General features: G+C 65.0%; 11 protein-coding genes and 2 pseudogenes. 8 read left to right on the top strand and 5 right to left on the bottom strand.

The features are described 5' to 3' along the window. Positions 1-48 precede the first annotated feature (48 nt). The 4 genes and pseudogenes from glpX to ACVWW1_RS11565 all read left to right on the top strand — a co-directional run bounded on the left by glpX (position 49) and on the right by ACVWW1_RS11565 (position 4,726). Positions 49-1,048 (top strand): annotated as a pseudogene (gene glpX, locus ACVWW1_RS11580) (class II fructose-bisphosphatase). 134 nt (positions 1,049-1,182) lie between these two features. After that, entirely contained in the window at positions 1,183-1,902 is a 720-nt protein-coding gene (locus ACVWW1_RS11575; RefSeq protein ID WP_207839538.1) for a haloacid dehalogenase type II, read from the top strand. 154 nt (positions 1,903-2,056) lie between these two features. Beyond that, positions 2,057-3,898: a single-stranded-DNA-specific exonuclease RecJ gene (gene recJ, locus ACVWW1_RS11570; protein ID WP_456655857.1), complete on the top strand. Its 1,842-nt coding sequence runs from the start codon at positions 2,057-2,059 to the stop codon at positions 3,896-3,898. Between the two features lie 18 nt (positions 3,899-3,916). Then, positions 3,917-4,726 (top strand): SDR family NAD(P)-dependent oxidoreductase, encoded by an 810-nt coding sequence (locus ACVWW1_RS11565; RefSeq protein ID WP_456655856.1) that lies wholly within the window; start codon positions 3,917-3,919, stop codon positions 4,724-4,726. A gap of 336 nt (positions 4,727-5,062) precedes the next feature. Here ACVWW1_RS11565 and ACVWW1_RS11560 read toward each other — a convergent pair whose 3' ends face one another. The 4 genes from ACVWW1_RS11560 to ACVWW1_RS11545 all read right to left on the bottom strand — a co-directional run bounded on the left by ACVWW1_RS11560 (position 5,063) and on the right by ACVWW1_RS11545 (position 9,120). Further along, on the bottom strand, positions 5,063-6,028 hold the full coding sequence (locus tag ACVWW1_RS11560; protein ID WP_456655855.1) for an MBL fold metallo-hydrolase: 966 nt from the start codon (positions 6,026-6,028) through the stop codon (positions 5,063-5,065). A 114-nt stretch (positions 6,029-6,142) separates the two neighbouring features. Beyond that, a complete protein-coding gene (locus tag ACVWW1_RS11555) occupies positions 6,143-6,949 on the bottom strand; it encodes a helix-turn-helix domain-containing protein (RefSeq protein ID WP_456655854.1) in 807 nt (268 codons plus the stop codon). A 250-nt stretch (positions 6,950-7,199) separates the two neighbouring features. Continuing rightward, on the bottom strand, positions 7,200-8,435 hold the full coding sequence (locus ACVWW1_RS11550) for a lytic murein transglycosylase (protein ID WP_456655853.1): 1,236 nt from the start codon (positions 8,433-8,435) through the stop codon (positions 7,200-7,202). A gap of 112 nt (positions 8,436-8,547) precedes the next feature. Continuing rightward, positions 8,548-9,120 carry a MarR family winged helix-turn-helix transcriptional regulator gene (locus ACVWW1_RS11545; protein ID WP_456655852.1) on the bottom strand — a complete coding sequence of 191 codons (573 nt, stop codon included), beginning with the start codon at positions 9,118-9,120 and terminating at the stop codon, positions 8,548-8,550. An 83-nt stretch (positions 9,121-9,203) separates the two neighbouring features. Between ACVWW1_RS11545 and ACVWW1_RS11540 the strand changes: the two genes are divergently transcribed. The 4 genes and pseudogenes from ACVWW1_RS11540 (at position 9,204) to ACVWW1_RS11525 (ending at position 11,878) form a co-directional block, all read left to right on the top strand. Continuing rightward, positions 9,204-9,683 (top strand): carboxymuconolactone decarboxylase family protein, encoded by a 480-nt coding sequence (locus ACVWW1_RS11540; RefSeq protein WP_456655851.1) that lies wholly within the window; start codon positions 9,204-9,206, stop codon positions 9,681-9,683. Between the two features lie 37 nt (positions 9,684-9,720). Further along, positions 9,721-10,228: pseudogene (locus tag ACVWW1_RS11535) on the top strand (cupin domain-containing protein). Positions 10,229-10,423: 195 nt separating this feature from the next. Continuing rightward, positions 10,424-11,317, top strand: coding sequence for a dihydrodipicolinate synthase family protein (locus tag ACVWW1_RS11530; protein WP_456656658.1), 894 nt, complete (start codon positions 10,424-10,426; stop codon positions 11,315-11,317). A 138-nt stretch (positions 11,318-11,455) separates the two neighbouring features. Next, a complete protein-coding gene (locus ACVWW1_RS11525; protein ID WP_456655850.1) occupies positions 11,456-11,878 on the top strand; it encodes a chorismate mutase in 423 nt (140 codons plus the stop codon). Positions 11,879-12,121: 243 nt separating this feature from the next. Here ACVWW1_RS11525 and ACVWW1_RS11520 read toward each other — a convergent pair whose 3' ends face one another. Beyond that, entirely contained in the window at positions 12,122-13,708 is a 1,587-nt protein-coding gene (locus tag ACVWW1_RS11520; protein ID WP_456655849.1) for a M23 family peptidase, read from the bottom strand. Between the last annotated feature and the right edge of the window lie 35 nt (positions 13,709-13,743).

Below are 13,743 nucleotides of genomic sequence, written 5' to 3'. Positions count from 1 at the left end.
TGATGCGGGCAGGCTGGCCTGTCCCCCAGGGCTTTAAGGAGTACGCCGATGTCGACCCATATTTCCGTTCCGCCGCAGATGCTGCTCGAGCGCATCCTGACGCTCGAAATCGTGCGCGTGACGGAGCGCGCGGCGGTGTCGGCCGCGCGGCTGCGCGGCCACGGCCAGGAAAAGGCCGCAGACAAGGCCGCGGTCGACGCGATGCGGCGCGAGCTCAACAAGCTGCCGATCGAGGGCACCATCGTGATCGGCGAGGGCGAGCGCGACGAGGCGCCGATGCTGTTCATCGGCGAGAAGGTTGGGCTCAACGCCGGCCCGAAAGTCGATATCGCCGTCGACCCGCTCGAAGGCACCACGCTGTGCGCCAAGAACATGCCGGGCTCGATCGCCACCATGGCGATGGCCGACGGCGGAACGCTGCTGCACGCACCCGACGTCTACATGCAGAAGATCGCGATCGGCCCGGGCTACGCCAAGAACGTGATCGAGCTCGACGCGCCGCCGGCCGACAACGTCCGCCGGCTCGCCAAAGCCAAGGGCGTCGATCCCAGCGCCATCAACGTGCTGGTGCTCGACCGTCCGCGCCATGCCGACATCATCAACGGCGTGCGCTCGACCGGCGCTGCCGTGCAGCTGATCACCGACGGTGACGTCGCCGGGCGTCATCCACTGCGCCAAGCCCGATGAGACCGGCGTCGACATGTATATCGGCACCGGCGGCGCGCCCGAAGGCGTGCTGGCAGCGGTCGCGCTGCGCTGCATCGGCGGCCAGATGCAGTGCCGCCTGATCCTCGACACCGAGGAGAAGCGCGAGCGCGCGCACAAGATGGGCGTCACCGATCCGAAGATGATCTACGGCATCGAGGATCTGGCGAGGGGCGACTGCCTGTTCGCCGCCACCGGCGTCACCACCGGCTCGCTGCTCTCAGGCGTGAAGTTCAAGAAGGACGTGATCGAGACCGAGACCGTCGTGATGCGCTCGGTCACCGGCACCGTGCGCTACATCAAGGCCGAGCACCGGCAGCTGGAGAAGTTCCACCTGGACTGAGAACGAGCCCAATAGTGGTCGTCATTCCGGCGCGCGCGAAGCGCGAGCCCGGAATCTCGAGGTTCCGGGTCTGGTGCTTCGCACCATCCCGGAACGACGGGATAAATAACAACAAGAAAAAGGGGGGGACACCCATGTCCGATCTTTCCGGAGTAAAGGCACTGGTGTTCGACGTGTTCGGGACCGTGGTCGACTGGCGCACCAGCCTGATCAACGACTTCACCAAATGGGCTGAGACGCGCGGCATCAGGGCCGACTGGACTGCGCTGGTCGACGGCTGGCGCGCGGTCTATGCGGCCTCGATGGACGAGGTGCGCAAGAATCCGCAGAACGGCTACGTCATCCTCGATGTGCTGCACCGCCGCTCGCTGGAGAAGCTGGTCGCGCAATTCGACATCAAGGGTCTCACCGAGGCCGACCTGCAGCACCTGACGCTGGGCTGGCATCGCCTGCACGGGTGGCCCGACAGCGTCGCCGGCCTGACCCGGCTGAAGACCAAATACATCATCTCGCCGCTGTCGAACGGCAACGTCGCGCTGCTGACCAACATGGCGAAGTTCGCAGGCCTGCCGTGGGACCTCGTGATGTCGGCCGAGCTGTTCGAGCACTACAAGCCGGACCCGGAAACCTATCTCGGCGCCGCGAAGTTGCTCTGCCTGCCGCCGGAGCAGGTGATGATGGTTGCCGCGCACAATTACGATCTCAAGCACGCGCAAAAGCACGGCCTGAAGACGGCGTTCGTCGCGCGGCCGACCGAATACGGCCCGCTGCAGAAAGTCGATTTCGAGGCCACCGGCGCGTGGGACATTGTGGCCAAGGATTTCGGGGAAATCGCCACCCGGATGGGCTGCTAGAACTGGTCTGCTATTCATTGAAGCGCTACGATTCCTGCCCGAAGCGTCGGTTCTGATTGGGTCAGAGCCGACGCCCTGGATTTGTTTTGACGTGTTGCCGTCACGCGAACCGCTGCCCACTTCGCTCGAAAACGCTCTGGCTCCAGAAGGGATCATGACGCTCCACGCATCCGCACTGCCCGTCGAGGCGCCACAGGCGTTCCTCGGCGTGGCGCGGTCGCTGACCGGAAAACTCTGGCGCGACCGGCTGGACGCGCGCGGGGCGGCGCGGGCGCTCGCGATCGTGCAGCGGCACAATCTGCCGGAAATGCTGGCGCGTGTGCTGGCCGGCCGCGGCGTCGCGATCGACGAGGTGGCCGACTTCCTCGACCCGACCATCCGCAAGCTGATGCCTGATCCCCACACGGTCACGGAGATGGAGACCGCTGCCAAGCGGATCGCGGATGCCGCGGTGCGCGGCGAGAAGGTCGCGATCTTTGGCGACTACGACGTCGACGGCGCGACTTCGGCGGCACTGCTGACCTGGCATCTGCGCCATTGCGGGCTGGATCCGCTGATCCACATTCCCGACCGCATTTTCGAGGGCTACGGGCCAAACGTCGACGCCGTCCGCGCCCTGGCGGCAAAGGGTGCGACGCTGCTCGTCACGGTCGATTGCGGCACCACCAGCATCGAGCCGCTGGCGGAAGCCAGGAAGCTCGGCATGTCGGTCGTGGTGATCGATCATCACCAGACCGGCGATGAGTTGCCCGAGGTCGACGCGCTGGTGAATCCGAACCGGCCCGACGATCTCTCGGGGCTCGGCCATCTCGCGGCCGTCGGCCTGGTGTTCGTCACATTGGTCGCCGTGAACCGCGAGCTGCGCCAGCGCGGCTTCTGGACCCGCGAGATGCCGGAGCCCGACCTGCTCAGCGTGCTGCATCACGTGGCGCTCGGCACCGTTGCCGACGTCGCGCCGCTGATCGGGCTGAACCGGGCCTTTGTCGCCAAGGGCCTGATCGCGATGCGCCGCCGCGACCATGTCGGCCACACCGCGCTGATGGATGTGGCGCGGCTCAATGGCCCGCCGGAGGCCTGGCATCTCGGCTTCATGCTGGGCCCGCGCATCAATGCCGGCGGCCGCATCGGGCGTGCCGATCTCGGCGTGCGGCTGCTGCTCGAAGGCGATGTCTCGGAGGCCGCGCGGATCGCGGCCGAGCTCGATCGCCTCAATGCCGAACGGCGGGTGATCGAGCAGGCGGCAGAGGCGCAGGCCGAAGCCGAAGCGCTGGCCTCGCTCGGGCTCGAGGACAAGGGCGCGGTGATCGTCACAGCGGCGGAAGGCTGGCACCCCGGCGTGGTCGGGCTGGTCGCAGCGCGGCTGAAGGAGAAGTTCGCGCGGCCGGCCTTTGCGATCGCGCTCGAGCCGGGTGGCATCGGCACCGGATCGGGCCGCTCGATCGGCGGCGTGGATATCGGCAAGGCGGTGCGCCAGGCGGTGCACGACGGACTGCTGATGAAAGGCGGCGGGCACGCGATGGCGGCCGGTGTCACGCTGCGCAAGGAGAAGCTCGCCGAATTCCGCGCCTACATGGAGAGCGCGCTGGCGGCCGACGTCGCCAACTCGCGTCACGAGAACGAGCTGTTCATCGATGGCGCCGTCACTGCGCGCGCGGTGACGCCGGAATTCGCCGCGACGCTCAATCGCGCAGGTCCGTTCGGCAGCGCCAATCCCGAGCCGGTGATCGCGCTGCCGTCACATCAGCTCGTCTATGCCGACGAGGTCGGGCAGGCGCATTTGCGGCTGCGCTTCAAGTCCGGCGACGGTTCCATCGTCAACGGTATCGCATTCCGCTCGGTCGGACAGAAGCTCGGCAGCGCCTTGACGCAAAATCGCGGCCAGCAATTGCACGTGGCGGGTTCTCTTGCAGTCGACCGTTGGCAAGGCACCGAACGTGTGCAATTCCGTGTGCTCGACGTCGCGGTACCGGATCAGGGCCCGGCGGTGATCAAATAAGAAACGTTGGGAGTGGACATGGCAGGACAGGTTGAAGGCAAGGTCGCGCTGGTGACCGGCGGCGCGTCGGGTATCGGCGAGGCGATCGTCGAATTGTTCGCGCAGGAAGGCGCGACGGTTGTTGCGACCGACATCGACGAGTTGAGGGGACCCGAGCTCGCCGCGCGGCTCAAGAAGGCTGGTCGCGAGGTGATCTTCCTGCCGCAGGATGTCACCAGCGAGGAGCGCTGGATCGAGGTCATCGCCGATATCGGCAAGCGCTATGGCCGCCTCGATATCATGGTCTCCAACGCCGGCATCGGCATCGGGGCGCCGTCGATCGTCGAGATGTCACTCGCGGACTGGCGCCGGCAGACCGCCATCAATCTCGACGGCGTATTCCTGTCGGTGAAGCATTCGCTGCCGCTGATGCGCAGGCATGGCGGCGGCTCGATCATCATGATGTCGTCGCTGGCCGGCCTGCGCGGTGCGGCGACGCTCTCCGGCTACAGCGCGACCAAGGGCGCGGTGCGGCTGTTCGCCAAGTCGATCGCGATGGAATGCGCGCAGGTGAACGACGGCATCCGCGTCAACTCCGTGCATCCCGGCATCATCGACACGCCGATCTGGGGCAAGATCCCGACCGGCGCGACGGGCGCCGGCCAGAACGCGCCGATCGATCCGGAGGAGCGCGCAAGGTTCGCCACGCCTCTCGGCCGCGCCGGCCAGGCCATCGAGATCGCGCAGGGCGTGCTCTATCTCGCCTCGGACGCGTCGCGCTACGTGACCGGCAGCGAACTCGTGATCGACGGCGGCATGAATGCCGGCGGCGTGGTGCGGCAGCAATAGCCACGATCGTCATTGCGGACCTACGGGTCGGGCAGGCCGCCTTTACGTCATGGCGACCAGAGCGAAGCAATCGATGATTCCACGTGCGTGGATGCATGGGTTGCTTCGTCGCTCTCGTTCCTCGCAATGACGAGGCGGTCAGTCTCGAATCACATTTCAAACAGCGGCGTGAATGACAGTCCGCATTCTCGCGATGTGAATCGTTCGAGGTTTGCGTCTCGCTTGATCGTCATCGAGATAAGCTGGCTTGGTCGCAAAATGACCCTTAGTCGACCCGAGCTAGTCTAATCCGGATACTTTCGCAGCTCCGGATTCCATTTCTTTGCGACCACACGGTCACCAATCGTAAAGCGCAAAAGGTCTTCTCCGACCTTCAACGGGCCCTCGTAGGCGCTCTGTGTCCGCGTCACGAGTTCGGACACCTTCGTTTCGTAGAAGTATGACGTGTGAATAGGCCGCGAGTTTGGGCTTTGCGCGCGAAAAGACCATGCCAGCTTCCTCAGGCGACGTATGGTGATCCGCGACGGGCTTTAGTTGCGGCAGTTTTGCCAGTTGTGCCGACATCGCAAAGACTTCATGAATCAACAGATCGCTTCCCGTCGCATGCTTGATGAGATTTTCGTCAAACTTCGTGTCTCCTGAAATCGTTACAGACCGCGCGTCGTAGTCGATCCGATAACCCACCGACGGCTTGACCAGGTCGCCGTGATTGACCGCAAATGCGGTGACCTTGACACCGGCCTCGTCGAACACCACGCGATCTGCTTGGAAGTCGTGGACCTCAATCTGCATGGCGGCGGGCGGGATGTGTTCGTCCGCATGACGGATGCTGATGTCATCAGAAAATGCCTCCGCAAGGCCTTTGGCAATCTTCGCCACACCGCTCGGCACGGTCGTTCCGTCCGATGGACCCCACAGTCTCATGGGTTTGACGCGGGATCCAAATGGCCCGAACATGTACCCCGTCATCCACAGGTCAGGCAGGCCGGCAACATGGTCCGAATGATAATGGGTCAGAAAAACCGCATCGATGCCTTTGCCGGATGATATGCCCAACTGATAGAGGCGCACTGTCACTCCTCGACCCGCGTCGAATAGTAGATTCAGTCCGCCGGCTTGAACGAGCGTCGCCGGTCCGAAACGCGCGGCAGTTGGTTCGGGGCCACCCGTACCGAGCAGCGTCACGACAATCTCGTTGGAGACGGCAGGCTTTTCCTCAGCCGTCGCGCTGCCATGGATCGAATAGGTCAACACCAAAGTTGCAGCGATAACCGCTAAAATGCGCCGCGCCATTATCGCCATACGCCGACTCCTTGCTCGCGGTCGCAATGATTGAATTCAAATGCGCGGCCTGCACCAGCCGTCTCGTTTCCCCAACAACAAGATAGCCGCCGCAGGCTGGTGCGCTTGTATATTTCAGCCATCCGGGGAAAGAATGTTGTCCCAATCGCCAATAAACTGACTTGGTCCAGCGCCGACCAGTGCGTGGCATTCACGGATGAAATGCGCCTGGTCAAAATAGCCGGCTTCGTGGGCAATTCGGGTCCACGACTTGGTCGGTTCGTTACGATGAGCCGTCAAGGCTGCATCGAACCTGATCGTACGCGCATAAAGTTTGGGAGAAAGGCCAACTTGTGACGAAAAGCGGCGTTGAAAATGACGCGCGCTCAGGCCCGATTGCTTCACAAGGTGGTCGATACCGACGCAACCCCGCGATGCCAGCAGCAGACGGGACGTATAGTCGACCCCATCCTGAGCTGAACTGTCATCTTGCATCATCCCGAGCCAGCGTTCTGCCGCAGCTACGCGCGAGGCAAAGTCCGCAGCCGAACGTACGGCGTCGCTCAGCAGCACCGCGCGCTTGCCAAGAACGTCGCAGGCCCGGATGCCTTCATTGACGAGGGACGTCATATCGATGCCGACGAGGCGATTGAGCGCAGCCGGCTGCAGCAGAATGTTGAAGATGTGGACTTCGCCTGACATGTAGAGCTGGATTCGGCGCGACCCTTGCGGGCCGACCACGACCGTTTCGGGGGCCGTCTGCAGGGGACCTGCATCGAGCCGAAGACGGAATGGATCGCCCAGATAAATATCGATGATCTGGTGGGGCCGCGCCGTCAGCGGCCACATCAGGCCTTTGGGGCCCAATGTTCCGCGGCGCTCCTCGAACGAGCGAACGATGCCACGAAGCCCGGGATGCGGAGTCCTTCGTCTGACATCCATCGACGGCCTCCCGTTTTGGCGCCACCGCAAGACCTTGCGTCTAGCGATCTGAATAATATCACAACTGGGTTTCGACAACGATGGCAGGTACTGCGCCGATAGGCCTCGGCTGTTGGATCATCCGAACAGCCATGTTGCCCGCTCGTGGCCGATCGCGTCATTTCGGTCGCGCGCAGCAACCATATCGCTCCAGGAGTGAAGCGGACGTCAACTCCGGTGCGTCATGCTGCCGCGTTCATGGGTAGACGGCCTAGCCGCCTTGCCGTAGCCGCGCCAGCACCTTGAGCCCGCCATAGCCATCGGCGGGCAGCAGGCCCGTCTTGATCTGGTAATCCTTGATCGCCTTCATCGTGTCGTTGCCGACGCGGCCGTCGGTGCCGCCGGTGTCGAAGCCGGCCTTGGTCAGCCGGGTCTGCATCTCCTGCACCTCGGCGAGCGTCAGCGCGCGCTCCGAGCCCGGGAAAGGCTGGATGAACGGCGGTCCGCCGAGACAGCGATCGCCGAGATGGCAGATCGCCAGCGCGTAGTTCATCGAGGGATTATAGCTCTTCACCGAATTGAAGTTCGGGCCGAGCAGGAAGGCGGGGCCGCCCGCGACCGGGATCCAGAGCTGCGCCGACGCGTTCGGCTGCGGAAACGGCTGGCCGTCGGCGCGGGTGACGCCGGCGCCGGCCCAGGCCGCGTAGGTACGGCTGCCGCCGGCGCTGCCGCCCGGTGCGCGAACCTCGTAGCCCCAGTGCTCGCCGCGACGCCACTTGCCCCGATTGACGAGATATTTCGCGGTCGAGCCGAGCGCGTCGTCGGGGCGGCCGAACGGCGAGACCTTGCCGTCGCCGTCATAGTCGAAGCCGACATTGAGCCAGACTTCCGGCATCCACTGCGAATGGCCCATCGCGCCGGCCCAGGAGCCGTTCATCTCCTCCGGCGTGCTCCAGCCGCGCTGCACGATCTTCATCGCGTTGATCAGCTCGGTTTCCCAATAGGCCTTGCGGCGCGGCTCGTTCCAGGCGAGCGCCGCGAGCGAGGGAAACACCGGCGTCATATGGTTCTGCTGCACCAGCGGATCGCCATAGGCCGATTCAACGCCCCACAGTGCGAGCAGCGTGCCGCGCTCGACGCCGAAGTCGCGCTCGATCCGGGCGAACAGCGCCTCGTTCTTCTTCAGCGCCTCGCGGCCGTGGATGACGCGCCAGTCCGAGACGCGGCGGTTGATGTACTGCCAGATCTGCTCGTGGAATTCCGGCTGGTTGCGCATCTGCCTGAACACGCTCATGTCGGGCTCGACCCGCCCCATGCAGCGATTCCAGGTCGCCTCCGAAATGCCTTTTGCCAGTGCGCGGGCGCGAAAATTGTCGCGCCATTGGTCGAAGCCCGGAGGGGGCGCCGCCAGTGCGCCGAGCGGAGTGCCGAGTGTTACGCCTGCCGCGAGCGCCGCCTTCAGGACGGCGCGGCGGGCAGGGGATTTCAAAGAATCAGGCTGTTTCATCGGGCCACTGTAGCGGCGCCGATCGGGTGAGCCAAAAGCCACGCCGCCGCAGGATCATGATTTGAGCATGCCCTTAGCCGGAAAACCGGTTCCCACTTTTCCGGGGCATGCTCTAGCTATCCTGCAAATCTGTGGCGATTTTTGACAGCCATTGCCGGACAATGTGCTCCGACCCGGCGTCGAGGCTGGCGGCGAGCCGCCTCTCCTGGGCCTGGGCGATGTGGCGGCATTTCTCCAGCAGCGTGGTTCCATGGCTGGTCAGCGTCCACTGCAGCACCCGGCCGTGGACCGGATGCGGCGTCTTGCGGATCGCGCCGTCGCGCTCGAGGTTGCGGATGATCACGCTGACGGTCTGCGGCGTCAGCAATGCCACCCGCGCCAGATCGGCGCCCGAGAGGCCCGGATAGGCCTTCAGCATCGTCAGCACGACGAACTGGGGAGAGGTGACGCCGAGGCCTCCCAGCTCGCGCTCCATCGACAGCCGCGAGGCCGCGTGTGCCTGGCGCAGCAGATAGGCGAGATAGCCCTGTTCGCCGCGCTTGCCTTCGCCGGGCGGCGGGACGGCGGACGCGGGCAGGGCCTCAGCGGCCGATCCTGCCCCGTTCGCAACCTTGTCCGCCGCCGCTTTCCCCGCCGGGCGCCGCCCGGCGGGGCCGGATTTCCGTCGCTTCTGCATTCCCGCCATGTTGCCTTCGCGAGTGTCTGCGTCTTGCTCAATATCAGAGCTCTGATAATATGTCAGTGTACTGATAACATGAGGCCTGGCCAATGTCACATGCCCGCAAGGAATACACCGACTTCGAGAAGCTCGCTCCCGATGTCTTCGCCGTCGTGCGTGACCTCGGCCAGTTCGCGGCGAAGGCCGGTCTCGACAAGCAGCTGCTCGAACTGGTCAAGCTGCGCGCCTCGCAGATCAACGGCTGCGCCTTCTGCGTGCAGTATCACATCCTGCAAGGCGAGAGCCTCGGCGTGCCCACAGACAAGCTGAACCTCGTCGTGGTGTGGCGCGAGGCGCCGCAGTTCTCGGCCCGCGAGCGCGCGGCGCTGGCGTGGACCGAGGCGCTGACGACCATGCCGAACGGCGTCAGCGACGAGGTCTATGCGGAGGTCACCGCTGAATTCTCCGAAAAGGAGCTGACCTACCTGACCTCGGCGATCGCCTCGATCAATGTCTGGAACCGGTTCGGCGCCGCCTATCGCTGGACGCCGCCGCCGCGCAGGCAGCGGGCGGCCGAGGCGGCTTCGTGAGACGGAACGAACGGCAATTGACAGGGGAGAACGACCGATGACTTCGATGGCGATGACACCGTCTGTTTCATTCGCGCGGCCGCCGCGGCCGGTCTTGCTGGCCGTGATCGCGGGACTGGCCTCGGCCTTCGCGATCGGCAAGGCGCTGCCGACCCCGATGGATGCGATCTCCGCGGTGATCGCGCCGCTCTGCGCGAGCGCCAATGCGGCATCGCCGCTCGACAAGGTCGAAATCATCACCTCGCATGCGTTGCCAAACGTGCCGGGCAAGCGCGTTACGGTGGTGCGCGTATTCTACGGGCCCGGCGGCTTCACGCCGCCGCATCGCCATTCCGGCTCGGTGACGGCCTACATCACCAAGGGCGAGATCCGCTCCCAGCTCGGCGGCGGACCGGTCGAGACCTTCAAGGTCGGCCAGTCCTTCTTCGAGCCGCCGGGCTCGACCCACATGGTCTCGGCCAATGCCAGCACCACGGGAGCCGGCGGAACTGATCGCGGTTTTCGTCGCGGACGAAGGCGCGCAACTGACCACGATGCTGGAATAGCCGCCGGCAATTCCGATCGACGCCGGCCCAATTCCGCAGGTCGCGCGCGCCCTCGAGCATTGGACCAGTTTGTTGTGAAGTCCGCAGCAAACTGGACCTTGCAAGCGGAATTGGGCGCGGTGATTGATGGCGCTGCGGCTACGGCTGCAATGCGATTTCCCCGCTCGCGTGGCGGTCACCGAACAGGAGCAACCGATGGTCAATCTCAAGGGGCTTTCCGCCTTCCCGATCACGCCCTCGAATCGAGATGGGCAGGTCGATGCGGGAGCGCTCCGCGCATTGCTGGAGCCCTTGATCGCGGCAAAGGTGGATTCGATCGGTCTGCTCGGAAGCACCGGCTCGTATCCGTATTTCAGCCGCGATGAGCGGCGGCGTGCCGTGCAGGTGGCTGCCGCCCTGGCAGGTGGCAAGACGCCGATCCTGGTCGGTGTCGGCGCGCTGCGCACCGACGGTGCGGTGAAGCTTGCGCAAGTTGCACGTGATGCCGGCGCGGCGGCGGGGCTTTTGGCGGCGGTTTCCTATACCCCGCTGACCGATGACGAGGTGTTCGAACACTTTCAAACGGTGGCGCGTGAAAGCGGATTGCCGATCTGCATCTACGACAATCCGGGCACGACGCATTTTCGATTCACGCCGGCCCTGGTTGGCCGCCTCAGTCGCCTGGAAGGGATCATCGCCGTGAAAAGCCCGGCGTTGGATGCTTCGACGGTGCCGGGCCACATTGCCGAATTGCGGGCTGTCGTGCCGAGCGGCTTCTCGTTGGGTTACAGCGCCGACTGGAACTGCACCGAAGCGCTGCTGGCGGGGGGCGAGACATGGTACAGCGTTCTCGCGGGAATTTTCCCCAAGGTCTGCGTCGACATCGTCCGAGCCGTCGCAAGTGGAGACGCCGCCAGGGCGCGGCAGCTCGACGCGCGGCTGCAACCGGTCTGGCAGCTGTTCAAGACATTTTCGAGCCTGCGGGTCGCCTACGCGATCGCCAATCTCAGGGGGATCTGCGCGGCCGAGCCTCCGCGTCCGATCCTGCCATTGCCGCCGGAGGCCCAAAAGAAGGTCGGTGAGGTGCTGGCCGGAATGGAGATCGGTTGATCGTATCGCGCGGTGTGTGACGTCGCGCATCGATCGATTTCGAATGGAACCCCGCAGTCGTCCCGTCAGCGGCATGGCTTCCATCGGCGCGCAAAATCGGCATAACAATCGCAAGGCGTGCTCGCTGGGAGGCGTTCGATGCGATTGCCGGTGTTTCTGTTGACGCTTCTGGTTCCTGGAATGGCCTGGGCCGAGGAACCCGCAACCAATGCGCCGGCGTTGTGGGGCAGTCCCACCGTCGACCACGGCGCCTGCTGCAAGACGCTTGGCGAGGTGCGCAGCAATATCGACCGGCTCGACCGCGAGATCGTGCGCCTGATGGCCGAGCGCGGCCGCTACGTCCATGAGGCCGCCCGCTTCAAGGCCAACCCCGCGCAGGTCGAGGCGCCCGAGCGTGCCGAGGCGGTGGTGAAGAAGGCGATGGCGCTTGCGGAAGCGGACGAGCTGTCCCCCAAGGTTGCGGAAGCCGCTTATCGCGCGATGGTGCGCGCCTTCATCGATTACGAGCAGGGCATCTTCGCGGCCGCCGCCGCACGCGGCGATGCGCCCTGGAAGAAATAGGCGGCCTATCGGAACACGGTGCAGCTTCCCAATCCGCGCAATGACGCGACCGATGTGGCACGGAGCGCCATGGCCCCAAGGGCGAACGGCGTTTGCACGATTTCGGAATAATGGAATAATGCCGCTGATTTGCCCGACGTGTCAAGTTGTCGTGCCTGATGACGGCAGCCGCCGGCTACTTTGCATGGGGTTGTTTTCGATATTTTGGCCGTGCGCCTCGAACCGGTGTCCGCGTCGCTCGCCCTAATTGCCGCCGCCTTCCTGGGTGTCGATGCGATGCACGACGTCGTCGGGCAGTGCGTGCGCCACCGCGGCCGCAGGTCCGGGCTCCGGTCCGATCTCGCGGCCGCGACCGCGGATCAGCCGCTCATAGGCCGACACCAGCGTGGTGTAGGGATTGACCCAGAGCCAGCCGTCGCGCGTGAACACCTGCACGTCGAAATGCAGATGCCGTGACGTGCCGTTGGGATGGTCGAGATAGTTCGAGACCACGCCGATCTTCTCGCCCTCGCTGAGGCGGCGTCCGTTGAGCAGGCCGTCGGCATCCATCACGGACGGGTTCATGTGCATGTAGCGGAAACGGACGTGCTCGGTGCTTGTGTTGACCTGCAATGTCGCGGCCTGCTGCTGCGTCGAGCGGATCACGATACTGTCGCGCACTGCGACGACCGCCTGCTGTCTGGGATCGCAACCGTCCTTGCTGTCGGCCGGACACGCGCCCGGCCTGATATCCTGGCCCTGATGGCCGTAGCCGCTGGCGCATTGGCCGACCTCGAAGCTGCGCGCCTCGCAGAAATTGTCCTGCCAGGGATACTCGTCGACGGTCGCGCCCGCCTTGCGCCTTGCGAAGGATTGCGAGTGCGCGAAGGCCGACGCTTTCTCAAGCGGAAAGCGGATCTGCGAGTACACCGTGAAGTCGGCGTGGCCACCCTGTTGCCTGCGGCCGCCGCTGCCCGCGACGATGTCGCCGCTCGGGCGGTAGGTGAAGTCCGCCGATTGAGCGATCGGCCGCTCGGCGATGCCGGAGGCGATGTCGCTGCGCGGCCGCGATGGTTGGCCGCCGGCGATGCGCAACGCCTTCAGGAAGCGCTCGGCGACCGGATAGGCCTCGCGACAGGCCAGCCGCTTCGGCCGCGGTGCGCTGTCGAGGCACTGGATCGAGACGACATAGGGAATCCCGAAGCGGGTGAAGGCGTAGCGCAAGTAGCCTTCGCGGATGAAGCGGCGCAGGTCCGGAAACTGCGCGGCCAGCGTCTTGACCGGTTCGCCCTTGCCGCCGAGCCGGTCGGCGAGGTCGTAGACCAGGATCGAGCCCGAGATCTGGACCTCGACCGGTTTGGCAAAGGTCCGCGGCGGCATGCCATCGCCTGCGCCCGGGTCGAGCGAGAACACCGCGTCATAGCCGGACGCGCCAGCATGGAAGACATCGGCCGCGCGGAAGTCGGCCTGGTAGCGTGCGACCGGCAGGCTGTCCGGTGCGCCGCTCTGTCGTGCGTCGAGATAGCTTGCGGGGTCGAAAGGCAGCAGCACCGGGATCGGACTGCGCGCAATGCCGGGGAAGAGCGGCGATGTCGCTGCGTTCAGCTGCACCAGCGCGGGCGTCGCGCGCGGATCGGTGGCCGGGACGCGGCGCTGTCCGGCGAATGTGAAGCCGGAGGCGATGGCCGGGCGGGTGGTGATCTCTTGCCGGAGCTGGTCGAGCACCGAGCGCCATTCGACCCGCATGGCCGAGATCGAAGGCGTCCGGAATTCGTCGGCATGAGCGCCGGGAGGAGGCAAGATCAGGGCTGCCAGCCAGCAACTGATGAAGCTGACGACCTTCCTGTTCACTGCACTCCCCGGTTCATGTCTGATCGCGAGAGATT

Source organism: Bradyrhizobium sp. JR3.5 (genome assembly GCF_054057015.1).
This window is presented reverse-complemented; position numbering and strand designations above follow the sequence as displayed.

Coding starts and splice junctions, on each gene's coding strand:
- ACVWW1_RS11575 (WP_207839538.1), top strand. CDS start 1,183: ATGTCCGATCTTTCCGGAGTAAAGGCACTGGTGTTCGACGTGTTCGGG.
- recJ (WP_456655857.1), top strand. CDS start 2,057: ATGACGCTCCACGCATCCGCACTGCCCGTCGAGGCGCCACAGGCGTTC.
- ACVWW1_RS11565 (WP_456655856.1), top strand. CDS start 3,917: ATGGCAGGACAGGTTGAAGGCAAGGTCGCGCTGGTGACCGGCGGCGCG.
- ACVWW1_RS11560 (WP_456655855.1), bottom strand. CDS start 6,028: ATGGCGATAATGGCGCGGCGCATTTTAGCGGTTATCGCTGCAACTTTG.
- ACVWW1_RS11555 (WP_456655854.1), bottom strand. CDS start 6,949: ATGGATGTCAGACGAAGGACTCCGCATCCCGGGCTTCGTGGCATCGTT.
- ACVWW1_RS11550 (WP_456655853.1), bottom strand. CDS start 8,435: ATGAAACAGCCTGATTCTTTGAAATCCCCTGCCCGCCGCGCCGTCCTG.
- ACVWW1_RS11545 (WP_456655852.1), bottom strand. CDS start 9,120: ATGGCGGGAATGCAGAAGCGACGGAAATCCGGCCCCGCCGGGCGGCGC.
- ACVWW1_RS11540 (WP_456655851.1), top strand. CDS start 9,204: ATGTCACATGCCCGCAAGGAATACACCGACTTCGAGAAGCTCGCTCCC.
- ACVWW1_RS11530 (WP_456656658.1), top strand. CDS start 10,424: ATGGTCAATCTCAAGGGGCTTTCCGCCTTCCCGATCACGCCCTCGAAT.
- ACVWW1_RS11525 (WP_456655850.1), top strand. CDS start 11,456: ATGCGATTGCCGGTGTTTCTGTTGACGCTTCTGGTTCCTGGAATGGCC.